21 protein-coding genes are annotated in these 21,682 nt (G+C 59.5%); 15 read left to right on the forward strand and 6 right to left on the reverse strand.

Annotated elements, in window-relative coordinates:
• Positions 1-32: 32 nt before the first annotated feature.
• Complete coding sequence (locus tag ACZ495_RS13635) at positions 33-314, forward strand: hypothetical protein (RefSeq protein WP_012625648.1); 282 nt, start codon at positions 33-35, stop codon at positions 312-314.
• A 204-nt stretch (positions 315-518) separates the two neighbouring features.
• On the opposite strand, the gene ggt is transcribed toward ACZ495_RS13635, so the two are convergent.
• Entirely contained in the window at positions 519-2,177 is a 1,659-nt protein-coding gene (gene ggt / locus ACZ495_RS13640) for a gamma-glutamyltransferase (protein WP_464262421.1), read from the reverse strand.
• 446 nt (positions 2,178-2,623) lie between these two features.
• A complete protein-coding gene (gene tgt / locus ACZ495_RS13645) occupies positions 2,624-3,763 on the reverse strand; it encodes a tRNA guanosine(34) transglycosylase Tgt (protein WP_072311121.1) in 1,140 nt (379 codons plus the stop codon).
• A 206-nt stretch (positions 3,764-3,969) separates the two neighbouring features.
• Here tgt and ACZ495_RS13650 point away from each other — a divergent pair, with 206 nt between their 5' ends.
• From ACZ495_RS13650 to ACZ495_RS13705, 12 genes are all read left to right on the forward strand, one after another.
• Positions 3,970-4,869, forward strand: a complete 900-nt coding sequence (locus ACZ495_RS13650; RefSeq protein WP_012625645.1) for a hypothetical protein — start codon at positions 3,970-3,972, stop codon at positions 4,867-4,869.
• Between the two features lie 172 nt (positions 4,870-5,041).
• The gene (rpsF, locus tag ACZ495_RS13655; RefSeq protein WP_012625644.1) at positions 5,042-5,350 is read left to right on the forward strand and encodes a 30S ribosomal protein S6; all 309 of its coding nucleotides are present in this window, start codon (positions 5,042-5,044) and stop codon (positions 5,348-5,350) included.
• Position 5,351: 1 nt separating this feature from the next.
• Positions 5,352-5,615 carry a 30S ribosomal protein S18 gene (gene rpsR / locus ACZ495_RS13660; protein ID WP_012625643.1) on the forward strand — a complete coding sequence of 88 codons (264 nt, stop codon included), beginning with the start codon at positions 5,352-5,354 and terminating at the stop codon, positions 5,613-5,615.
• A 10-nt stretch (positions 5,616-5,625) separates the two neighbouring features.
• Positions 5,626-6,132, forward strand: coding sequence for a 50S ribosomal protein L9 (gene rplI / locus ACZ495_RS13665; RefSeq protein WP_012625642.1), 507 nt, complete (start codon positions 5,626-5,628; stop codon positions 6,130-6,132).
• A gap of 8 nt (positions 6,133-6,140) precedes the next feature.
• Positions 6,141-7,667, forward strand: coding sequence for a replicative DNA helicase (gene dnaB / locus ACZ495_RS13670; protein ID WP_012625641.1), 1,527 nt, complete (start codon positions 6,141-6,143; stop codon positions 7,665-7,667).
• Between the two features lie 1,059 nt (positions 7,668-8,726).
• Entirely contained in the window at positions 8,727-8,993 is a 267-nt protein-coding gene (locus tag ACZ495_RS13675) for an RNA recognition motif domain-containing protein (RefSeq protein WP_012625640.1), read from the forward strand.
• 779 nt (positions 8,994-9,772) lie between these two features.
• Positions 9,773-10,327, forward strand: coding sequence for a hypothetical protein (locus ACZ495_RS13680; protein WP_012625639.1), 555 nt, complete (start codon positions 9,773-9,775; stop codon positions 10,325-10,327).
• A gap of 129 nt (positions 10,328-10,456) precedes the next feature.
• A complete protein-coding gene (gene ahbB, locus ACZ495_RS13685) occupies positions 10,457-10,936 on the forward strand; it encodes a siroheme decarboxylase subunit beta (RefSeq protein WP_012625638.1) in 480 nt (159 codons plus the stop codon).
• A 139-nt stretch (positions 10,937-11,075) separates the two neighbouring features.
• Complete coding sequence (gene hemL / locus ACZ495_RS13690) at positions 11,076-12,347, forward strand: glutamate-1-semialdehyde 2,1-aminomutase (protein WP_012625637.1); 1,272 nt, start codon at positions 11,076-11,078, stop codon at positions 12,345-12,347.
• Between the two features lie 266 nt (positions 12,348-12,613).
• Complete coding sequence (locus tag ACZ495_RS13695; RefSeq protein ID WP_464262422.1) at positions 12,614-13,888, forward strand: cobalt-precorrin 5A hydrolase; 1,275 nt, start codon at positions 12,614-12,616, stop codon at positions 13,886-13,888.
• The gene (gene cobJ / locus ACZ495_RS13700) at positions 13,885-14,646 is read left to right on the forward strand and encodes a precorrin-3B C(17)-methyltransferase (RefSeq protein ID WP_012625634.1); all 762 of its coding nucleotides are present in this window, start codon (positions 13,885-13,887) and stop codon (positions 14,644-14,646) included. Before ACZ495_RS13695 ends, cobJ begins: the two co-directional genes overlap by 4 nt.
• 111 nt (positions 14,647-14,757) lie before the next feature.
• A complete protein-coding gene (locus ACZ495_RS13705; RefSeq protein ID WP_012625633.1) occupies positions 14,758-15,144 on the forward strand; it encodes a cytochrome c3 family protein in 387 nt (128 codons plus the stop codon).
• A 228-nt stretch (positions 15,145-15,372) separates the two neighbouring features.
• On the opposite strand, the gene ACZ495_RS13710 is transcribed toward ACZ495_RS13705, so the two are convergent.
• From ACZ495_RS13710 to ACZ495_RS13725, 4 genes are all read right to left on the reverse strand, one after another.
• Positions 15,373-16,581, reverse strand: coding sequence for an FprA family A-type flavoprotein (locus tag ACZ495_RS13710; RefSeq protein ID WP_012625632.1), 1,209 nt, complete (start codon positions 16,579-16,581; stop codon positions 15,373-15,375).
• Positions 16,582-16,680: 99 nt separating this feature from the next.
• Entirely contained in the window at positions 16,681-16,818 is a 138-nt protein-coding gene (locus ACZ495_RS13715) for a rubredoxin (protein ID WP_012625631.1), read from the reverse strand.
• A gap of 68 nt (positions 16,819-16,886) precedes the next feature.
• Positions 16,887-17,267 (reverse strand): desulfoferrodoxin, encoded by a 381-nt coding sequence (locus tag ACZ495_RS13720; protein ID WP_012625630.1) that lies wholly within the window; start codon positions 17,265-17,267, stop codon positions 16,887-16,889.
• 402 nt (positions 17,268-17,669) lie between these two features.
• Positions 17,670-18,959: a phosphodiester glycosidase family protein gene (locus ACZ495_RS13725; protein WP_464262423.1), complete on the reverse strand. Its 1,290-nt coding sequence runs from the start codon at positions 18,957-18,959 to the stop codon at positions 17,670-17,672.
• Positions 18,960-19,274: 315 nt separating this feature from the next.
• On the opposite strand from ACZ495_RS13725, the gene ACZ495_RS13730 reads away from it, so the two are divergent.
• A complete protein-coding gene (locus ACZ495_RS13730) occupies positions 19,275-20,174 on the forward strand; it encodes a methylenetetrahydrofolate reductase (protein ID WP_012625628.1) in 900 nt (299 codons plus the stop codon).
• 126 nt (positions 20,175-20,300) lie between these two features.
• Positions 20,301-21,680 (forward strand): MFS transporter, encoded by a 1,380-nt coding sequence (locus tag ACZ495_RS13735; RefSeq protein WP_296984418.1) that lies wholly within the window; start codon positions 20,301-20,303, stop codon positions 21,678-21,680.
• Positions 21,681-21,682: the final 2 nt, after the last annotated feature.

The raw sequence follows: 21,682 nt of genomic DNA on the forward strand, positions 1-21,682 counted from the left end.
GGCGGCCATGAGGCTCCGCAGGGAGAGATATTTTGAACGAGACTATTGACGATCTTACCGTACAGTATGAAGAAAACGGCCAGATCATTATAAACGAACTGGACAAGGTTGTACTGAGCAAGGGGCTGTGGACGACCATTCTTTTCCGCTACCAGCAATGGCAGCCGGAAAAAGATGATTTCGGGCCGGACATGTATGTTATCCGGCGTTACAAGAAATCCGGCGGTGAATACCGCCAGCAGTCCAAATTCACCATATCCAGCGCAGAACAGGCCCGCAAGATTGTGGATGCCCTCGGGAGCTGGATCAGCTAAACGCTGCTTGCAGAATCATATGTTACAAGACTGAAGGCCCCGGACATTCACGTGTCCGGGGCCTTCAGTCTGATGTTTTTCACGCCGTGCGGCCCTACGGCTGCCCCCCCCATGTTGCACGGGCATGGAGAGCCGGGCAGGTTTCGTGCCGCTGTATACGCTTGTCGCCCAGGTCCGCATTTGACGCAGCGCCCGGCAGGCCTGCTACAGCGCTGCTGCCTGGCCGTCGCCGCGCGGGTCTGTGGCGCCCTGCCAAACATCGCCCGGCCGCCGCATAATGGCCCCGGCATGCCCCACCATTTCTGTAAAGTCCGCGATGCGCCGCACTGCATGTCCCCGTTGTTCCAGGTCCCGCGCCACATCTTCTGGGATGCGTCCCTCAAGCTTCAGGTCGTTGGATTCCGCTCCCCAACTCCGGCCCAGCAGCCAGCGCGGCGCGTTCACGGCGTCCTGCGGCTCCATGCCGAAATCCACCATACGGGTGGTCATGGCCGCAATGGTCTGGGGTTGCCCGTCGCCGCCCATGCTGCCGTAAACAAGGTGGGGTCTGCCGTCCTTGAGAAGCATGGCCGGCGTGAGGGTGTGCAGGGTACGCTTGCCCGGCTGAAGGCTGTTGACATGCCCCGGCTCAAGGGCAAAGGCGCAGCCCCGGTTTTGCAGCACAAAACCAGCGTCGTGCGCCACAATGCCCGAGCCGAACTCGTGGTAAATGCTCTGGATGAGCGACACGGCATTGCCGGCCGCGTCCACCACGCCAAGCCAGATGGTGTCGCCGCCAGGAGGCAATGGGGGCAGGGGACCGGCGCTTTTGTCCATGCGGATACGTGCCGCCTGTTGCCGTGCATGCGCCGGTGAAAGCAGCCTGGCAGTGGGGATGTCGGCAAAGTCCGGATCCGTGAGGTAGTGCTGGCGGTCAATAAAGGCTTCGCGCGTGGCCTCGGCCATGACATGATAGTAGTCGGCCGTGCCTTCGCCCAGGGCCGCGACATCCATCTGGTTGAGGATGTTAAGTATCTCAAGTGTTGCCAGTCCCTGGCAGTTGGGTGGTGGTGTGCAGGCCGTGTAGCCCCGGTAGTCCACGCGCAGCGGCTCGGCCCAGTCGGCCGTGTGGCTGCTCAGGTCTTCCTGTGAGAGCAGCCCGCCGTGGCGTTGCATGGCGGCCACAATGGCCCGGGCTGTCACGCCGCAGTAAAAATCCTCAGGTCCTTCGGCAGCCAGGCGGCCGAGGGTGCGGGCAAGGTGCGGCTGTCGCAGAACGGAGGCGAATGTCGGGGCATGCCCCTCAGGCGTAAAGAAAAGCTCGCGAAACTCGGGGCAGTCGTTCAGGCTGTAGTTGGGTTTGCCGCTGCTTACAAGCGTCAGGCTGCCCGCCAGGGAGTGTGACACGGCAAAGCCGCTTTCGGCATGCTCGCGGGCGGATTCCAGCAGATCTCCCCAGGCCAGGGGCGAAGCCATATGCTTTTTGCTGTGATCAAAGGCGGCGGCCCAGCCCGACACCGCGCCGGGAACAGTAACGGCTGCCAGCGCCCCGCGCGTGGGTACGGCCTTGTGCCCGCGTTCGGCGTACAGGCCTGCGCTGGCTGCCCGCGCGGCGCGGCCGCTGCCGTTGAGCGCGCGCAGCTGTTGCGAAGCCGCATCATATATGAGCCAGAAGTTATCGCCGCCAATGCCACACATGTGGGGATAGACCACAGAAAGCACTGCGGCTGCGGCAATGGCCGCATCCACGGCGGTGCCGCCCGCGCGCAGGATGTCGCGCCCCGCCTGGGAGGCCAGGTAGTGGGGGCTTGTGACCATGCCCCGCAGGCTCAGCGGGTTGCTGGCAGTGGAAAGGGTAAGGGAATACCTGTGGCTGGCTTGCATGCGAACCTCGTACTGGCTTGTCCCGCCCGTTTTCGGCGCGCTGGCGCGGCTGGCGGATGTTCGCGGGCAGTATGCCACAGGAAGGGGCAGGGGGCAAAGGCGGCAATGCCCCGGCCGTCATAGATTGTTTTGCCCTGCCACCTGCGGGATTTGCCCTTTCCGGGCCTTGCTTTTTTACGGCGGTGGGACGGCTGCACCCGCTGACAAAAAAAACCGTTCCGGCTCGGGCAAGTGCTGCAAACACTCCGCCTGAGCCGGAACGGGCTTCAGTTGATCTGGATAACGCCTTTGCCCGCAGGCTCTCTGGCCTCTTGCCTTTGAGAATGTACATTTTCAAAGTAAGGCACGTTCGCTCTGCGCGTAACAGCGTAACTACATTGTGCCTGTGCCTCCACGGCGGGCGTCTGCGCGAGCATACGCCAAAGCATTTTCACTTTGAAACTGCTCTATGCTCCGGCAGCGGCTCTTGCCGCCTCATCGGGATAGAGAGCCTCAATGCCTGCAAGAAAGGCGGCGTATCGGCCTTCAATGATGGCCTGGCGCGCATTGCGGGCCAGATCGAGAAAGTACGTGAGATTGTGCAGCGAGTTGAGGCGAAAAGAAAGCAGCTCCTGGCTGGCATACAGATGACGCAGGTAGGCGCGCGAAAAGTTGCGGCAGGTGTAGCAGCGGCAGTTGGGGTCCAGGGGGCCGTCGTCTTCGGCAAACTGCCTGCGCCTGATGTTTATTTTTCCCTGTGAGGTATAGAGCGTGCCGTTGCGCGCGTTGCGGGTGGGCAGCACGCAGTCGAACATGTCCACCCCGGCGTTGATGCCGTTGGCGATATCAAGCGGCGTACCCACTCCCATAAGATAGCGGGGTTTGTTGCCGGGCAGCTGGGGGGCGGTGTGATAGAGCAGGTCATACATCTGGTCTTTGGGTTCGCCCACCGAAAGGCCGCCGATGGCAAAGCCGTCAAAGTCAAGGCCGCACAGCTCTTCCACCGAGCGCGTGCGCAGGTCTTTATGAAAGCCGCCCTGAGTGATGGCAAAAAGCAGGTTGTGCGCCGTGCCTGCCGGGTAGGCCGCCCGGGCGCGCAGTGCCCACCGTGTGGTGAGAGCCAGTGATTTTTCGGTATAGTCATAGTCCGCGCCATACGGCACGCACTCATCAAGCACCATCATGATGTCGGAGTTGAGGTTGCGCTGTATCTGCAACACCTTTTCAGGCGTGAACAGATGACGGGAACCGTCAAGGTGCGAGCGGAACTCCACCCCTTCTTCACGGATTTTGCGCAGCGAGCTGAGGCTGAAGACCTGAAAACCGCCGCTGTCGGTAAGAATGGAGCCGGGCCAGGAGGCGAACTTGTGCAGGCCGCCGCGCCGGGCCACCAGTTCGTCGCCGGGGCGCAGGTACAGATGGTAGGTATTGCCGAGTATCACGGGCGCGCCGATGGCGGCCAGGTCGTCAGGAGCAATGGCCTTGACCGAGCCTACTGTGCCCACGGGCATGAAGATAGGTGTGGGAATCGTGCCGTGTGCCGTGCGCAGGGTTCCTGCGCGGGCGGCCCCGTCGGTATGCTCTATGGTAAAAATGGTATCGGACATGCCGCGCACAGTATATGCAAGCGGGCCGGGATGCAAGCAGTCCTGCGTGTGCCCGGCCTGCAATGCATGACGCCCGCCGGACATGCCGGATGGATGTTTGACAAAGATCGTATGCCGGAATAAATGAATCTATTATCGGTAGAGCTATCTGTTCTGTCTTGCGCTTCCAGACACGAAAAAGGGGGCAGCCCCGCAAGAGGCAGGAAATGCTTTTCTTCAACCGTTTCAGGCATGCTCTGGGCCACACGGCCGTCAAGAAGCCCTCTATAGGAGCTGTACTTGACGCGGCCTTTGCGCATCAGGTTTGTGTAGAAATTCTCTTTATCAATCGCAATCGTCAGATGGACAACGTGTACTGCCGCATACGCAAAATGCGGCGGTCCAGTGTGCTGCTTGTGTGCAGTGTCAATTTTTTGCCCGATGCGCTTAATGGCGAGCAGTGCCTCATCCATTTCAATCTGCCGCGCGCACTGCTTGTACATACCTTCAAGATGTCGGCCGTTGAAGCCCGTCAGGGATTTTTGTGTAAGACACACATTATCCATAACCATGTGGACCCGGAAAGCCGGCAGTGCGAAATCGAGATCAGCAGGCCCGAGGCCTATGTGCAGCGGGAGCTGCGCAAGCACGAGCGGATCTTTCCGTCGGCAGGTATGGTGCGTTCCGTAGACCTGTGGCTTCGGGGCAGGCTGCCCGCCCATTGGCGCGACCTGGGGGGCCCTGATTTTACTTTTCGCGAAGACAGCCCCGGGCAGCTTCGGCTGGTTAATATCTCCGCAGGCGGGGCGCGTCTTGAAATGGGCGATGTGGAAGAAGCAGACCGTTACCACAGGCTTTCCGGCACGCAGATGCTGCTTTGCGTTGTGCTCAACAGGCCGGGGCGCAAGCGTTGTGTGGCCCCGGTGGTCTGTCAGTGCGTGGAGGGGCTTTACAGCGCCACCATGCGGCGGCTTGCCCTGCGGTTGCGCTTTATACAGGTGTGGCTGACAGACAGTGACGGGCAGGGCGCGTGGGCCAGGGTGGGGGATGAAGGCGTACAGTCCATCAATGACTGGATCGCCAACGACTACAGCCTGCTGGCCGAAAAACCCGCGCACCTGCCCTGATGCCGTGGCGGACGCCGGCACCGCGGCAAAAGGGCGACATGCCCCGGGGTATGTTTTTGCAGCATGGCGCGTGGGCGCATTGCTCCTTGACAGGGCGCATGGCGGGCAGTATACAACACGTTCCTTGCCCGTACCTGTGTGTGCGGGCTGTCAATCCACAAGGAGAAACACAATGCGGAAATTTGAAACCCTGCTGCTCCTTTCACCGGAGCTTTCCGCCGAAAACCGCGAGGGCGTGGTCAGCACGTTCACCGGTATTATCGAGCGTGAAAAGGGCGTTATGGAAGAAGTGGACAACTGGGGTATGCGTGACCTCGCCTACCCGGTGCGCAAGCTGATGCGCGGTTACTACGTGCGTCTGGTGTACCAGGGCCCGGCTCCTCTGGTGGCCGAACTGGAACGCAACATTCGCATGACCGACGGCGTCTTCAAGTTTGTGACCGTCAAGCTGGCCGACGAAGTGGCCGGGGAGGTTGCGTAAAATGGCCTTCAAGAAAAAATTTGCCCCGCGCCGCAAGTTCTGCCGTTTCTGCGCAGACAAGGACCTGCCCCTGAACTACAAGCGCCCTGACATCCTGCGTGATTTCATCACCGAGCGCGGCAAGATCATTGCCCGCCGCATCACCGGTACCTGCGCGCATCACCAGCGCCTGCTGACCCGCGAAATCAAGCGCGCCCGTCAGATGGCCCTGCTCATTTACACCGCGACGCACGATTCCGGCGTCCAGAAAAAGAGCAGCATCTAAGGAGGCGCACATGAAACTGATACTTCGCGCCGACGTGGAAAATCTCGGCAGCCTTGGCGATGTGGTTGATGTCAAGCCCGGTTATGGCCGCAACTTTCTGCTGCCCCAGGGTCTGGCTATGGTGGCCTCGCAGGCCAACCTGAAAGTTTTTGAACAGGAACGCAAAAAACTGCAGGCCCATATGGATGCCCTGCGCGCTGAAGCCCAGGACATGCAGGCCCGTCTTGAAGCCCTTGACGTGGTTATCACCATGCACGTGGGCGACAACGACAAGCTGTACGGCTCCGTCACCACCACCATCATCGGCGACGCCATCGCGGCCCTTGGTGTGGATGTTGACCGCCGCCGCATTCTTATGGACGCTCCCATCCGCACCCTGGGCGAACACCCCGTGCGTGTGCGCCTGCACCCCAGCGTTATTGCGCTGGTGCCGGTGAAGGTTGTGTCCGACCATCAGTCCTTTGAAGAAGAGCCTGCTCCTGAAGCTCCCGCTGAAGAAGCTGAGGCCGCTGAATAGGGGATGTAGTGGTTTCCCACAGTGATCATGGCTCCGCCCCCGGCCCCGAGGCCGGGGGCGCGCCTTTTGGGCAGAACGGTGCTTCCGGGCGCGGCGGTCGTGGCGGCCAGTCGGGTCAAGGTTCGTTCAAGGCCCGGCAGGGCAGTGCCGCAGACAGGGCCGAGGCGGATCTTTTGCGCCGCGTGCCGCCCCACAGTGTGGAGGCGGAGCAGGCTGTGCTCGGTGGCGTGCTCATGCGTCCCCAGCTCATGCACGCCATTGTGGACCAACTGGCTGCCGAAGATTTTTATGTGCCGACCCATGCCACAATTTACGGCGCCTTTCTTGAACTGTACCGCAAATCCGCTCCCATAGACCTGCTCTCCACAGCAGAAATGCTGAAAAGCCGCAACGCTCTGGAAGAAGCGGGCGGGGCCGTATACCTTGGCGACCTTGCCCAGGCCGTAGTCTCCGGTGCCAACGCCGAATATTATGCTACCATCGTGCGCGACAAGGCCCTGCAACGCGGTCTTATCGAAGCATGCTCCGGCATCATCACCAACTGCTATGACGCCTCTCTTGAGGTGGGAACCCTGCTGGACGAATCCGAGCAGGCGGTTTTTGCCATTTCGCAGCGCACTTCCGGGCGCGATTTTACCCCCACCCGTGAACTGCTGGACAGGGTTTTTGACAACCTTTCCCGGCTGGCCGACGCCAAGGACGTAATCACCGGCGTCACCACCGGCTATACCCGGCTGGACAAGCTGACTGCCGGGCTTCAGCCTTCGGACCTCATCATTGTGGCGGCCCGCCCCAGTATGGGTAAAACGGCCTTCTCGATGTGCATGGCCCTGCACGCCGCCGTGCGCCAGAATGTTCCCGTGGCCGTCTTTTCGCTTGAAATGAGCAAGGAACAGCTCATGCAGCGCATGCTGGCCGTGTGGGGCAAGGTGGACCTTTCCAAGCTGCGCCGTCCGTCGCTGCTCACCGACGATGACTGGCAGCGCCTGTACGCCGCAGCCGACGTTGTGGCCCGCGCACCCATTTTTATTGACGATACCCCGGCTCTGACCACGCTGGAGTTGCGCGCCCGCGCCCGGCGGCTCAAGGCGGACAAGGGGCTTGGCATGGTGGTGGTTGACTACCTGCAGCTCATGCGCACCAGCCGCCGCACTGACTCGCGCGAACTGGAAATTTCAGATATTTCCCGTTCCCTTAAAGGGCTTGCCAAGGAAATGCATGTGCCTGTGGTGGCCCTTTCGCAGTTGAACAGAAAGGTGGAAGAGCGCAGCGATAAACGCCCCATGCTCTCCGACCTGCGCGAATCCGGCGCCATTGAGCAGGATGCGGACGTTATCATGTTTGTCTACCGGGACGACGTCTATAAATTCGTCAAACCCGCCGAGCGCCCTCCCCAGGGCGTGGCCGAAATCATTATCGGCAAGCAGCGTAACGGGCCTGTGGGGGTGGCAGAGCTTATGTACATGTCGCCTTACACATCTTTTGAAGACATGGCTCCGGACTGGTCGCCGCCGCCTTCTGAAAGCGGTTCATAGTCGTTCCCGCAGCAGCGTGCCCTCCGGCACGCTGTTTTTTGTCTTTCACTGGTCTTCTCAGCCCTCGCACTGTTTCAGGTCTTTCGTGCCAAATCATGAGAACTCCCAGCCAGGTCAGGGGCACGATACCTTGAGCGGCCCCATGCCGCACATCTGCAGCCACGTGGGCGTCCCCAGGGGGATGTGACCGCCCCATCATCCGCGTCGCGACGGACTGTTGCAGGCGGAACACAGAGTCCCTGCGCATATCGAAACATCCACGATGGGCATACGTAAGGGGCCACCCGCGCATCCGGTACAGCGCAGGGCATTCCCCAACGCTTCGGCTCGGCGGTGGTTTCAGTGCTCTGCGTGTTTCACGGCGGGCGCTGTTGCGCCGCCACCCTGCGATGGAGAAGAAATATATGCAACAGCCAGCCCGTGCAGGGGCCTTTGATGCACCGCCATTTTTTATCCGCAGGTGTATGCACACGTGACGCAGTCGGGTAAATAGTTCTGTAAATGTTCGCCGTTTTTTTAGGTCAGATAAAAAATATCCATTTTTTCGTGCATACGATATCCTATAATGAAAACGGAAAATACAGCGGTTTTTTACGTTGTTGGACCTGGCAATGGCATTGTTTTTGTTTTTATCCGACGTTGATTGCGCATATTTTCACACGTAAGACCTTTATTTTTATATCTGTTGTACGGACGTGTAACATGATTGTGTGGTCAAACAGTCCGCATCTTCACTGCACAAGAGCCTGCCTGTCCCATGTAAATGCTCTGATTTTGATGCACCGTCTCTTTGCTGTGCAGATGGATGGCTGGTGATATGCTGGCGCTGTAGGCATATAACATTTTGAAGGTATTGAACATCTTTTGATTAAAACATCCAGTTATTTCATTGCGTCACATGTTTTTATCACGCAAAAAGCGCGCAATGCCAACTTTTTTTAGTACTTTCGTTGACAAGCTCGTCAAAGCGTGTTTCTGTGATTTGCATGGGCCGCGTACCGGTAATACGTTTTATCGGGTGTAAGCGCGGGAAGATTGTTTTTTTTGAGAGGGTGTTTCATGTCCAAGTCCATCTATGTCGGGAACCTTCCCTGGTCTGCTACGGAAGAACAGGTTCAGGATCTTTTTGCCGAATACGGCAACGTTCTGTCTGTGAAACTTGTCAGCGACAGGGATACCGGCCGTGCCCGCGGCTTCGGCTTTGTGGAAATGGAAGACGGCGAAGCCGACTCCGCCATTGAAGCTCTTGACAACTTCAGCTTCGGCGGTCGCACGCTTCGCGTCAACGAAGCCAAACCCAGGGCTCCTCGTCAGCCCCGCTACTAGGGTTCAGCAGCAACATAACGCCCCTCGCTTTTTGGGGCGTTTTTTGTTCGTTGCGTTTTTAACCCCGCACAGGCACTGCGCCTTGTGGCGTAAAAACGGCGGTGCGGCACAGTTTATTTGACTGTGGCGGGCAGGCAACTCCCTGAACGGTGTGCCCCTTCACGGGTTTAGCCAGCCCGCTCCACATGAGCGCAGGCAGCCAGAGCTACCTGCGCTTGCGTTTTCGTGCTGTTTGTCTTGAAGCCCCCTGACAGTTACACGCGCTGCCTGTCCAAAAGACGCAGCGCGCTTCAGACAGCCGAAGCACTTCAGACAGCCCCAGCATTGCCTTTTTCCGGCAGCTACTGCGCGGCGCAGTGCAGGTTTTGAGTGTTTGCCTTCGCAAGGCTGGCTGCGTTTGCACTGCCCGCCTGTCCGCTTGTCCGCCCGCGCGACAGGGGTAGCACAACACGGTTTGCTGCTGTCCTTTCCTTCCATTCTCCGTTTCCCTCTCTTGCTTGTCTTTTGCCCCTTGCCGTCTTTTGGCCTGCCTGCGCCGAAGTGCCTGCCGCTTTTCGTTGCGGGACAGTCCGCCCGTATGGTCCGGGCTGTGGCGCGATACCCCTGCCGGGTTTCACCGGAAAAATATTTTGCGGCCAGGCGGCTTTTGCCAGCCATTTCTTTATCCGGCCAGCCTTGCCGAGCGCTGTAATTTTTGCAATGATGACCATGACGCTTCTGCCGGATACACAGACCACTATCCACAACTTGCCCGGCGCAACAATCCTTGAGGAGGCAGCATGCTCAACCCCAACCAATGTGTGCTTTACAGCGGCGGCGCCGCCGGTACAGAACAGTTCTTCGGCGCTCTGGCTGAAAGCTGGGGCATGGAGGAAGTGAATTACAGTTTTGAGGGGCATCAGATGGAGCGCACCCGTGGGGTGCGTGTTCTTACGTCTGAAGAGCTGGCCCTTAAAGATGTGAGTCTTACTTATGTGTCGCGCCTCATGAGCCGTGAGTACACGCGCGCCCCCCTGTTTCGCAAGGTGCTGCAGTCCATCTGCTGGCAGGTCAGCAGTGGCGACCAGATCATAGTGGTCGGAGCCATCCAGCCCGACGGCACGGTCAAGGGCGGCACGGGCTGGGGGGCGGAATTCGCCAAAATATGCAACAAACCCCTGCTGGTTTTTGATCAGGCTAAAAACGCCTGGTTTGACTGGCGTAAAGATAAATGGGTGCAGGTGGAAAATCCCGCCATTGAGCAGGCCCATTTTGCTGCGACGGGTACGCGCTTTCTTGAAGATAACGGCCGCGTAGCCATTCAGAATCTGTTTGCCCGTTCGTTTACGCGCTGATAATGCGGTTTTTTATCCCGGCCCGGGGCGTTCCCCGGGCCGGGCTTCCGGCCTGCGCCATGCCTTGGGGCATGGCCGCTTGCCGCGTGCTGTTGCCCGCGGCATCTTCTTTGTCTATTCGGAGAACCCATGAGCCATCAATTCAGCCCAGAGGAACAAGCCGTTCTGCGCATTGTGCAGGCCAACCTGCCCGACAGCCTGACCCCCTATGCCGATCTGGCAGAGCAGGCGGGCATGACAGAAGCGCAGGTGCTTGAACTGCTTGGCCGCCTCAAGGCGTCCGGGGCCATCCGTCGCTTCGGGGCGAGCATCAAGCACCAGAAAACAGGTTGGACCCACAACGCCATGGTCGCGTGGAAGGTCACGCCCGACCAGGTGGATGATTGCGGCCGCAAGGCGGCAGAGCACAGCCATATTTCGCACGTCTATTATCGCCCCAGCTCCGCCCCTGACTGGCCCTACGAGATGTACACCATGATACACGGCCGCAGCGAGGCTGAATGCCTGGGCGTTGTTGAGGACGTCAAGCGCACGACTTCCCTGAAAGAGCACGCCATCCTGCGCAGCCTCAAGGAACTGAAAAAAACTTCCATGACGTATTTTACCTAGCATTTTGTTGCTGAAAATATTCATCAAAAATGAAATAGCGCCCCTGTTCACAGCGCGACGGCATTTACGGCCCGCGCAGGCAGGCAACATTGGCCGCCACGCAGCAGCCGCAAGCACAAAATGTTATAAAGGAGCCAGAATGGACACTGTTTCGCGCCAGCTTTTTGAAAAAGCCCAGGCTGTCATACCCGGTGGCGTCAACAGCCCCGTGCGTGCCTGCCACAATGTGGACAGCCAGCCTCTGTTTATTGCCGAGGCACACGGCTGTCATCTTACGGATGTGGACGGGCGGCAGTACATTGACTTTGTGCTTTCCTGGGGTCCTATGATTCTTGGGCATGACGAACCTTCCGTCACGCGTGCCGTTTGCGATGCCGCCCATCGCGGCACCAGTTACGGCGCCCCCTGCCCTGATGAGGTGCTGCTGGCCGAGGCCGTGGTGGCCGCCATGCCCAGCCTTGAGATGGTGCGTATGGTCAACTCGGGCACCGAGGCCACCATGAGCGCCCTGCGCCTGGCTCGCGCCGCCACCCGGCGTGACAAGGTTCTCAAATTTGTGGGCTGCTATCACGGACATGCCGATCCTTTTCTGGCTGCCGCCGGTTCGGGACTTGCCACGTTTTCCATCCCCGGCACGCCGGGCGTACCCGCCGCCGTGGTGGCGGATACCCTGCTTGCCCCGTATAACGATCTGGAAGCCGTCAAGGAATGCTTTGCCCGTCACGGCGAAAGCATTGCCGCCATTATTGTGGAGCCTGTGGCGGCCAATATGGGCCTTGTGCTGCCCAAGCCCGGCTTTCTTGAAGGTCTGCGCGCCATATGCGACCAGTATGAAAGCCTGCTTATCTTTGACGAGGTCATCACGGGCTTTCGCGCGGCCTTCGGCGGGGCGCAGGCGCGCTTCAAGGTCGACCCCGACCTCACCACCTTCGGCAAGATCATCGGTGGCGGCCTGCCTGTGGGAGCCTTTGGCGGCAAACGCCGCTACATGGAACTGATCGCTCCCCGGGGCGGCGTGTACCAGGCGGGGACCCTTTCGGGCAATCCGCTGGCCATGGCTGCCGGTCTTGCCACACTGGGCATTCTCAGAAAGGCAGACTATGACGGCCTTGAAAACCGTACCCGCGCTTTTGCCTACAGCATGCGCGACATCATTGCCGCCAAGGGCGTACCACTGCAGATGCCCACGCTGGCTTCCATGTTCTGCCCCTATTTCAGCGAACATGAAGTGACGGACTTTGCCGATGCGCAAAAGTGCGACCAAAAGCTCTTTACAAGTTTTTACAAGCAGATGCGCGCTCAGGGTATCTACCTTGCACCTTCGGGTTATGAGACCGGCATGGTTTCTTTCGCCCACACGGATGAAGACTTCAACCGCGCCCTGGATGCGGCCCGCAAGGTGATGTTCTAGGGTCTGCTTTTATATGGCCGCTTTGCACAGAGCCGCTGTATACGGATAGGAAAAATGGGGTTTTGGCAACAGGAGGGTGCGCGTATGCATTCACCTGAAGGCAAAACCCCATTTTGTCGCAGGCTTTTGCGCACACTCTGCTGTCAGAAGGGCTTTAAAAAAACTGCGGCAGTGCTTTTGCATGATTCTGTGGATTTATATTTAATTCACATAGTTCTTTATTCTTTTTTCAGGCCACGCGCGGCGAAAGGCCGCCGGAGGTTTGCTTGCATCCTGTTTTTGAAAAAGATTCTCTGGCCTGTTATGTCCTGAGCCTTTCCGCACTGCCCCTTGCCCGGCGGCTCAAGGCTCTGCTTGCAAGCCAGCCCTGGACTGCGCCGGGGGGCGGCCGTCTGGAGCATTGCCGTATTTTTACGCCGCAACGCTTTTGCCCGCCCGATGCGCAGCCTTTTACGAGGCTTGGCGACTTTCTTTCCACCGCCTACCGGCAGCACGGCGCGCATATCTTCATCGGGGCTGCCGGTATTGCCGTGCGCGCCCTGGCCCCTCTGCTGACGCACAAAAGTCAGGATCCGCCGGTTCTAGTGCTGGACGCCGCCGGCAACTACGTCATCAGTCTGATTTCCGGTCACTGGGGTGGGGGCAACCATCTGGCCCGCCATGTGGCGCTTCTGTTGCGGGCCACTCCCGTCATCACTACAGCGTCCGATGTTTCTATAGAAGAGGGGAGCCTTTCCGCAACAGGGCACGGGCATGCAGAAGCAGAAGCGGCAGGGAGGGCTTTGCCTGCGGGCCACGCCCTGGCTCTGGATCTGCTGTTGCGTGAGGCTGGGCTGCGCATTGTAGACTGGGGCCAGTTACCGCGCGCACAGGCGGCCCTGCTGGAAGGCGAAAGCCTGCAGGTCTGGAATCCCTGCGGGGCTGTGCCCGCGCATCCTGCGCTGCAGGCCTTGCCCTGCCGTGATGAAAGCGTTGTTCCGCCCCTGTCGCTGCTGGCCGGAAAGCGTGAAGCCGATGCTCCGCCCCTTCTGGCCGCGCACTGGCGGCGGCTTTCCCCTTGTGAAGGCCTCATGCGTGTGGCTGTACCGCGTCTGTATGTGGGGCTTGGCTGCCGCAAAGGCCTTTCGCTGGGTGCTGCGCTCGAGGCTTTTGAAGAGCTTTTTGCAACGCACGATCTTGAGATGCAGGCCGTGGCCGCTCTGGGCACGGTGACGGAAAAATTGCAGGAACCCGCCCTGCAGGAACTTGCCTTTCGTCTTGGCGTGCCGCTCAAGGGATTTGACGCTGCCCGTTTGGCCCGTTGTCCGGTGCCGCACCCATCAGCAGCGGCAGGGCGGCGTTTCGGGCTGCCCCCTTTCAGCGTGTGCGAGGCCGCGGCCCTGCTGGCGGCCCGTAAGGATTCGGGCTGCAGCGAGGCCCGCCTGCTGTTGCCCAAAACCATTTTTCAGTCGCAGTTGACCGTAGCTGTGGCCCTGGCCCTCGAGCAGGAGCCGGACAAGGCCGCAAACGGTGAAAACAACAAAAAAGAAGAACAGATATGACGCAAGCCGCCAGTCTTCATGTTGTCGGCCTTGGCCCCGGCGACGCTCAATGCCTCACGCCGCAGGCCCGCGCAGTGCTGGCCCAGGCCAGTTGTGTGGTGGGCTATCACCTGTACATGGATATGGTTCCCCCCGAATTGCTGGAGGGCAAAGAGCTGATAAGCACCGGCATGCGCCACGAAACAGAGCGCTGCGCGGCCGCTGTGGATGCGGCCCTGGCCGGTCGGCCCACGGCCCTTGTCTGCTCGGGCGACCCCGGTATCTACGCCATGGCGGGCCTTGCCCTGGAAATACTTGAACTGCGAGGCCTGGCCGATACGGTCCCCTTTGGTGTGGTTCCGGGCGTTCCCGCGGTATGCGCGGCTGCGGCTCTGCTGGGCGCACCCCTGACGCATGATTTTGCCTGCGTGAGCCTGAGCGATCTGCTGACGCCGTGGGAAACCATTGTTAAAAGGCTTACCGCGGCTCTGGAGGCGGATTTTGTGTGCGTTATCTACAATCCGCGCTCCAGGGGGCGCCCCGGCCATCTGGACCATGCGCTGGAACTGGCCCGCCGTTTTCGCGCGGGGGAATGCCCTGTGGGGCTGGTGCGGCAGGCATACAGGCCTGGACAGAGTGTGAGCGTGCACAGACTGGATGCCTTTGATGCCGCACAGGTGGATATGCTTTCTTTGCTGATTATCGGCAACAATGAAAGCAGATCTGTTGGGTCGTATATGCTTACACCCAGGGGATATGCACGTAAAAGACGTTTATGACAGTGTAAATGACTTGAAAATGTGTTTCGGGCTTCCCATTGACACGTTGCCATGCTGGCCGTAAGCTTGCAAAAATTCTCATGTGTTGTTTTTTTACCTTGGAGGACCGCTGTGAAAAAAACTCTTGCTCTTACCTGTATGCTGGCCCTGCTTCTTGCCGTGAGCGCCTGGGCCGCGCCTGCCGTGCCTGACAAGCCTGTCGAAGTCAAAGGCTCGCAAAAGACAGTCATGTTCCCCCACGCTCCCCACGAAAAAGTGGAATGCGTGACCTGCCACCACCTGGTGGACGGCAAGGAAAGCTATGCCAAATGCGGCAGCTCCGGCTGCCATGACGATCTGACCGCCAAAAAGGGCGAAAAGAGCCTGTACTACGTCGTTCACGCCAAGGGCGAACTCAAGCATACGAGCTGCCTTGCCTGTCACAGCAAGGTGGTGGCTGAAAAGCCCGAGCTCAAGAAAGACCTTACCGGTTGCGCCAAGTCCAAGTGTCATCCGTAGGCTGCATGTCAGCTGCCCACTGGTGCTGGGCCTTGCAGCTTCAGCCTGTTTCAGGGGCTTGCAGTCCTGAGTGTACGGACTCTTGATGTGTTCAAGGCACTCACTGCGGGGCGTACAACCTGGGCTTGCACGCCGCAGACAACAGGCCTGAAGTGAAGCTGTTCTGAAAAATGAAAGCGGCGGAAGTATGCACTTCCGCCGCTTTTCTGTTGCAGGAAAAGCTTTGGGCTATCCTTCCTGGCACTTCTTTTTCAGTGTTTCGGCCACAGTTTTGCCCATGTCGTGGCAGGCCTTGAGCACATCGCGGTCGGGCCGCCAGTTGCACTTGACCGGTTCCACGGGCATGACCATGTGCATGCCTGCCAGGTGTTCGTGCAGCTGCCTGGGCGCTTCGCCGGACCAGCCGAACGAGCCGAAGGCGGCCCCTACGCGGTTCAGGGGGCGCAGGCCCTTCATGTAGGTGAGCTGGGCGGCGACCAGGGGCAGCACCGTATTGTTGTGGGTGGGCGAACCGGCCAGTACCGCGCCGCAGTCGGCCAGTTCGGTCATGATGGCGCTGTGGTGATTGCTTTTGACCGACATGATGCGCGTGGGCACGCCGTTTTCTTCCAGCCCGCTGCATGCGGCATAGGCCATGGATTCAGTGGACTGCCACATGGTGTCGTAAAAAATGAGGGCGCGCTGCTGCGGCTTTTGTTCGGCCATGGTGCGGTACAGATCGATAATGCGGCGCACGGCCTTTTCGCCACGGTGAATGAGGCCGTGGTCGGGGGCAATCATGTCGATGTCCAGCTGCTCCACGATGGGCAGGGCCTTGAGCACCATGGGCGAGTAGGGCAGCACGATATTATAGTAGTATTCCTTGACGCGGCGCAGATATTCGCCGTCATCATCAAAGTCGTCTACAAAACGCGCGGAGCTGGCGATATTCTGGCCGAAGATGTCATTGCTGATGAGCAGCCTTTCTTCAGGAATATACGAGACCATGCTGTCGGGCCAGTGCAGCATGCGCGTTTCCTGAAAAACTATGGTGCGCTTGCCTATGCTGATGCTGTCGCCGCTTTTGACGGCCTGCACGGGCCAGTCCTTGCAGGAAAAATAACCTGCCATGGACTTGAGGCCCGCCTGCGACACGAAAATTTTTTCGGGCTTGCAGCGTTCCACGATGGCTTCAAGGGCGCCCGCGTGGTCAAGCTCCATATGGTTGCAGACGATATAGTCGACCTTTTCTGGTTCCAGAACCTTGGCCATGCGGCACAGAAGCGTGCCTTCGCAGCCTGAGGATACCGTGTCCATAAGGACATTTTTTTCGTCTTTGATGAGGTAGGCGTTATAGGTGGAGCCGTCCGGGGAACGGGAGTAGCCGTGGAAGTCCCGGTGGTCGTAGTCTACATAGCCTATCCAGTAGATGTCTTTTTTGATTTCAACAGGTTGCATCTATATATTCTCCGAAGTGTTTGGTCTTCCCCTTTACGAAAAGCCCCGCTTTGCCGTAAGTAGCGGCAAAGCGGGGAAAAATGCAGGAAAAGACCGAAGTTAGGCCGGGCTGAACTGGTCTTTGCTCACCCCGCACACGGGGCAGCACCAGTCGTCGGGCAGCTGGTCAAAGGGCACGTTGTCGTGCTCGGCGGGATCATATTCGTAGCCACAGACATTGCAAACATACTTCTGCATTGGGGAATCCTCCTTGGGAGATGGCGCGGAGCTTCCGCGCCTCTTCTGTAATGCGCCTTGCGGCGGATCTAGTTTTCAGCCTTCCAGTGCCCGTGCAGATTGCAGTATTCGCGGGCGGTCACCTTGGAGGCGTCAATGGCAAAGAAAGCCTCGGGCGCATCGCCGGGCTTGAGGAACTTGGTGTAGCTTCTGCCGTCGGCCAGCAGTTCGATCCATTCAATCCAGTGTTTTTCTTCCATGGGATGAGGCACGCTGCCCACCTTGATGAGGTAGCCGCCGTCCACTTTTTCGATAACGGGCACGTGCTTTTCCATCGCGCCGTCGGTGGAGCCTTCAACCATGTGCTTCATCGGCTCGCCACAGCACACGAGTTCGGCGCCGCCGCCATGCAGCACTTCAACAATATTACCGCAATGAGTGCACTTATAAACTTCCAGATGCTTGGGCATGGTTTCCTCACTTGCTTTTTGGCCGGCATGGGCCTTGATTTAGGTTGCCGCCGGGGCAGCCCGGGCGGTAGGCACGCACTTGCGCGGATGCCCTGTAGCCCCGGATACCGATAATTATTGTGTAAGAAGTCCTGACCAAAGTAAAGTCTTTTTTATGAGAATCAATAATTATTATCAATAATCAGGGTGCGGAGTGAGCCGCAAAGCTTTTCCGGTCAGACAATCTCCACTATGCCATTTTATTTCGGCTATGACTAGGGCATTACGGCTTTGCCAATATATGCCCACAAAGTTTTTGCGGCATTCAGGATGGCATGTAACAGCTCAAAAAAATGCGCTTACGCCGTTGGCAGCGGTCGCCTGCCCGGGCAGGCGGCAGGGCACTGACAAAGGAAAAATGTTCTAATGGTTTTCCGTTTGCGGCGGAGCCTTCTGCCCGGCAGATTCTTCGGGGGAAGGGAGGGGGGCGGGCGACTCCTGTCCCTCTTCTGCAGGGTCAGGGCTTTCTGAACGGGCGGGCGGGGCCGTGGCGGCAGGGGCATCCACTGGCGTGTCTGCGGCGGGCGGCGTGGCGGACTCGTCTTTTGCGGTGGTTTTGCGCACGGCTCCCAGTACGTTGGGCAACTGGGCGCGCAGGTCGCCAGTGACCAGCAGTCCGGCGGCGCTCAGCCCCGCAAGCTCATGTTTCCAGTCGGCTGAGCGTACCAGCAGTCCGGCCTGGCCGCCGCCTTCCACATACATGACGGTGCGCACGTTAAGGGGCAAATGCAGCAGCTGCTGGGCAAAAGCGTAGGCCTCCACAGGCTGGCGGCAGTGCAGAAAGAGGATGCGTCCATCACCGTCCTGCGCCACTGCGGAAATGGAGTAGTGCGGGCCGCCGGGCGACCACAGGATGCGCCTGTCGGCGCTGGTCATGCGGTAATTTTGTATGACAAGGCGATACTGGCCGATGCGCTGTTCCCATTGCGGGTCATCGCGGTCTACAATGGCGGCTCCCGGCAGATCCGGGCTGTCCGGTCCGGCCACGAAAAAAGCGCCGAAGCGTTGCACTACACGCTTGTTATTGTGGTGCCCGTTCTGGCGCATGTAGCCCGTGCTTGTGATGCCGTCCGGCAGGTACATGCTGGCATTGATGGCGGCGGTAAGGCCATACTGCTCGGCCCACTGGTTCAGCGGGCGCAGATTGCCGCCGTCCTGCGAGCGGGCGCAGAGGATGAAGTCAAAGTGGGCCGGATCAATACGCAGGGCTGTCAGCAGGGCTTCGCTGTCAGTCAGTTGAAATTCGCCGAAGTCAAGGCCGGGTTCCAGCTGCCGCCACGCGGGCTTGCCCAGTTCATCAACCCCGGCGGCGGAAGGTGTCTGTGCTGCCACGCCCGGAGTGGGGGGCTGGGGATTGCCGGTGGGTTCGCCGGAAAGGTCGGCTGCTCCGACGATGGAAGCGGTGGACGCGTCCATTGTCACGGCGGCGGGGATAATGGCGGGGTGGGCGCCGGGCCGGGACGGCGAATGGACAGTGGCTGCCTCGGCTGCCTGCCAAAAGGTCGCCAGACAGCAGATAAACAGGCAGTTTGCCAGGAAACTGCCTGCGGCGCGGAGCCATCTGCGGGCGCAGCCCGTTCCCGTGTCGCGCCTGTCGGCTGCAATGGCGGGCGCAGGTTGCCCGGCAATATAAAGGTCAGTTCTGTGCGTCATGGCTATGCATCATGGCTGTACGCCCTGGTTGTGCATCTGCCGGCATGGCGCCGCCGCTGTCGGGGCGGTTGCCGGAGCGGCATGTTGCCTACGGCCTGCTGTATGTTGCAATATTTCGGAATAGTAGTGGTTTTTTCCGATCTGCGGCCGGTAAGGCCCGCGGCGCAGGCACTCTTGCACCTGCATTACGACCAAGTGTGGCATTTGGCAAGGGCGTGGGGCTTTTTTTCTTGACATATCAATTTATCTTGATATAAACATAAAATAGATTCGCACCCGTATGGGTCGCACCCTGCTGCCACAAGGAGTTGCCGCATGCATATCGGAGACAGCATCCGCGCCGCCCAAAAGCCTTTTTTTTCGCTGGAGTTCTTTCCTCCGGCGGATGAGGCCAATCTGCCCGCCTTTTTTGAAACTGTTGAGCAGCTGCGCCCCCTGGCTCCCCTGTTTGCTTCCGTAACTTACGGCGCGGGAGGCGGCAAGCAGCGCAACACACTGGCCGTGACGGCCGAGCTTGCGCGGCGCGGTCTGAACACTATGGCCCACCTGACCTGTGTGGGGGCCGACCCCGAGAGCATCTCGACCTATCTTTCCGAACTGAGGGCCGCTGGTGTGGACAACGTGCTGGCTCTTCGTGGTGACCCGCCCGCCGGAGAAGAGTGGGACTGGAACAGCGGCCGCTTCCGGCACGCATCTGATCTGGTGACGTTTGCCCGTCGGCAGCAGCCCTATATGGGCATTGGCGTGGCGGCTTATCCCGCGCCGCATCCCGAGTCTACTTCCATTTCGCAGGACCGTCGCCATACCGCCGATAAAATGCGCAGCGGCGCTGATTTTGCCGTGACCCAGCTTTTTTTCGATGCCCGCGAATATGCCGACCTGCTGGAGCATCTGCGCGGTCAGGGCATCCACACGCCTGTTATTCCGGGCATTCTGCCCATACAGAGCTTTGCCTCGCTACGGCGGGTGCTTGCGTTGTGCGGGGCCAATATTCCCGGCAAGCTCTACCTTGATCTTGAAAAGGCTGATGAAAAGGGCGGGGTAGAGGCCGTGCGCGAGGTGGGGCTGGAATTTGCCGTGCGCCAGATACGCTTTTTGCTGGATAACGGTGCCCCAGGGGTCCACCTGTACACCCTGAACAAGGCCGACATGTGTTTGCGCCTCGCGCAGGAATCCGGCCTGCTTGGGCCTGATGTGAATCTGCCTGCGGCCTGATGCGCTCGCGCCCGCGTGGGTAAGGTCGGCCCCGCGTGCTTCTTGCCGGGAGGGCAGCCCTGCGTGCTTCGGCCCAGATGCCCCGGCCGTATTGACCTTGCCCGTACCCGGCGCTAGTGTGCCGCTATGTCTTCATCCATCGAAAAAGGCCATGGCTGGCTGCTGATTGCGGTTTGTACCTCCCTGTTCTGCATGCCTTTCATGATGGCGGGCGTGAACGCTGTTTTGCCGCCCATTGGCGAAAGCCTCAATGCCAGTGTGCGAGAACTGGGGCTTATGGGCGCTTTTTACGCCATGGGGCTGGCGGTTTTTCAGCTTGCCAGCGGCAGCCTTGGCGATATCTGGGGCTACCGGCGCATTTTTATTCTGGGTACGGTTATTTTCGGGATTAGCGGGGCGTTACTGGGCTTTGTCACTTCAGTGGAGTTCTTTCTGGGCCTGCGCCTTGTGCAGGGGATGGGCGGGGCCATGTTCAACGCCTGCGGGCTGGCGCTGCTGGCCTCGGCCGCGCCGGCAGAAAAGCGCCCCATCTACCTTGGCTACAGCGGTGCAGCCGTGTACGCGGGTATCGCCTGCGGCCCGCCCGTAGCTGGTTTTGTGGCAGGCTGGCTTGGCTGGCGCTGGCTTTTCTGGGGCAACGCCCTGACCTCTGTGGGCGTTCTGCTGCTCATGAAATATTTCGTCAAACTGGACTGGCGTACCGCCAAGGGACGGCCCTTTGACTGGACGGGCTGTTTTATCTACGGGCTGGCCATGACGGCACTTACCTTCGGCTCGTCGGAACTGGCGGCATATCCTGTCATGGCGGGCTGTCTGCTGGGCGCTTTTGTGGTGCTTATGGTCATTTTCTGCATCAAGGAGCTGCGCAGCGAGTTTCCCATCCTTGATGTCCGTATGCTGGCCCGCAACAGGGTTTTTGCCCTTTCATCACTGGCGGCCTTCATCAACTACAGCTCATTTTTCGGCATACTTTTTTTCTTCAGCCTCTATCTGCAATTTGGCCTGGGCATGACGGTGCAGCAGGCCGGAATGTTTCTTGCCCTTCAGTCTGTGGTGCAGGCGCTGACTACGCCCGTGGCCGCCCGCCTGTGCCTCAGGTTCAATCCCGGCCATGTGAGCGCCGTGGGGGTGGGGCTGTGCGGCCTGGGGTTGCTGGTTTCGGCCTTTCTTGAGGTGGACTCGCCCATCGGCGTACTGCTGACGGCCCAGGGGTTGCTTGGCGTGGGCATAAGCCTTTTTGCCCTGCCCAATACCACCATCATTCTGGAGAGCGCCGGGCCGGAACACGTGGGACAGGCCTCGGGCCTTACCGGCGCGGTGCGCACGGCCGGGCAGCTTGTGAATATGGCGGTCATTACCCTGACGCTCGGATTTTTTCTCGGCGACAGGCCTGCGGGACCGGACACGGTGGACGCCTTCATGAAGAGCATGCATCTGGACCTGATTGTTTTTGGTGTGCTCAACCTGCTGGCTGTGGGCTGTGTGCTGGCCCGCAACCGCAATTGACG

The organism is Desulfovibrio sp. GTC20076, assembly GCF_055385905.1.

Bases quoted from the DNA above. Each gene is read 5' to 3' on its own strand.
- ggt (WP_464262421.1), bottom strand. From the start codon at position 2,177: ATGCAAGCCAGCCACAGGTATTCCCTTACCCTTTCCACTGCCAGCAAC.
- tgt (WP_072311121.1), bottom strand. From the start codon at position 3,763: ATGTCCGATACCATTTTTACCATAGAGCATACCGACGGGGCCGCCCGC.
- ACZ495_RS13650 (WP_012625645.1), top strand. From the start codon at position 3,970: ATGCTTTTCTTCAACCGTTTCAGGCATGCTCTGGGCCACACGGCCGTC.
- rpsF (WP_012625644.1), top strand. From the start codon at position 5,042: ATGCGGAAATTTGAAACCCTGCTGCTCCTTTCACCGGAGCTTTCCGCC.
- rpsR (WP_012625643.1), top strand. From the start codon at position 5,352: ATGGCCTTCAAGAAAAAATTTGCCCCGCGCCGCAAGTTCTGCCGTTTC.
- rplI (WP_012625642.1), top strand. From the start codon at position 5,626: ATGAAACTGATACTTCGCGCCGACGTGGAAAATCTCGGCAGCCTTGGC.
- ACZ495_RS13675 (WP_012625640.1), top strand. From the start codon at position 8,727: ATGTCCAAGTCCATCTATGTCGGGAACCTTCCCTGGTCTGCTACGGAA.
- ACZ495_RS13680 (WP_012625639.1), top strand. From the start codon at position 9,773: ATGCTCAACCCCAACCAATGTGTGCTTTACAGCGGCGGCGCCGCCGGT.
- ahbB (WP_012625638.1), top strand. From the start codon at position 10,457: ATGAGCCATCAATTCAGCCCAGAGGAACAAGCCGTTCTGCGCATTGTG.
- hemL (WP_012625637.1), top strand. From the start codon at position 11,076: ATGGACACTGTTTCGCGCCAGCTTTTTGAAAAAGCCCAGGCTGTCATA.
- cobJ (WP_012625634.1), top strand. From the start codon at position 13,885: ATGACGCAAGCCGCCAGTCTTCATGTTGTCGGCCTTGGCCCCGGCGAC.
- ACZ495_RS13710 (WP_012625632.1), bottom strand. From the start codon at position 16,581: ATGCAACCTGTTGAAATCAAAAAAGACATCTACTGGATAGGCTATGTA.
- ACZ495_RS13715 (WP_012625631.1), bottom strand. From the start codon at position 16,818: ATGCAGAAGTATGTTTGCAATGTCTGTGGCTACGAATATGATCCCGCC.
- ACZ495_RS13720 (WP_012625630.1), bottom strand. From the start codon at position 17,267: ATGCCCAAGCATCTGGAAGTTTATAAGTGCACTCATTGCGGTAATATT.
- ACZ495_RS13725 (WP_464262423.1), bottom strand. From the start codon at position 18,959: ATGACGCACAGAACTGACCTTTATATTGCCGGGCAACCTGCGCCCGCC.
- ACZ495_RS13730 (WP_012625628.1), top strand. From the start codon at position 19,275: ATGCATATCGGAGACAGCATCCGCGCCGCCCAAAAGCCTTTTTTTTCG.
- ACZ495_RS13735 (WP_296984418.1), top strand. From the start codon at position 20,301: ATGTCTTCATCCATCGAAAAAGGCCATGGCTGGCTGCTGATTGCGGTT.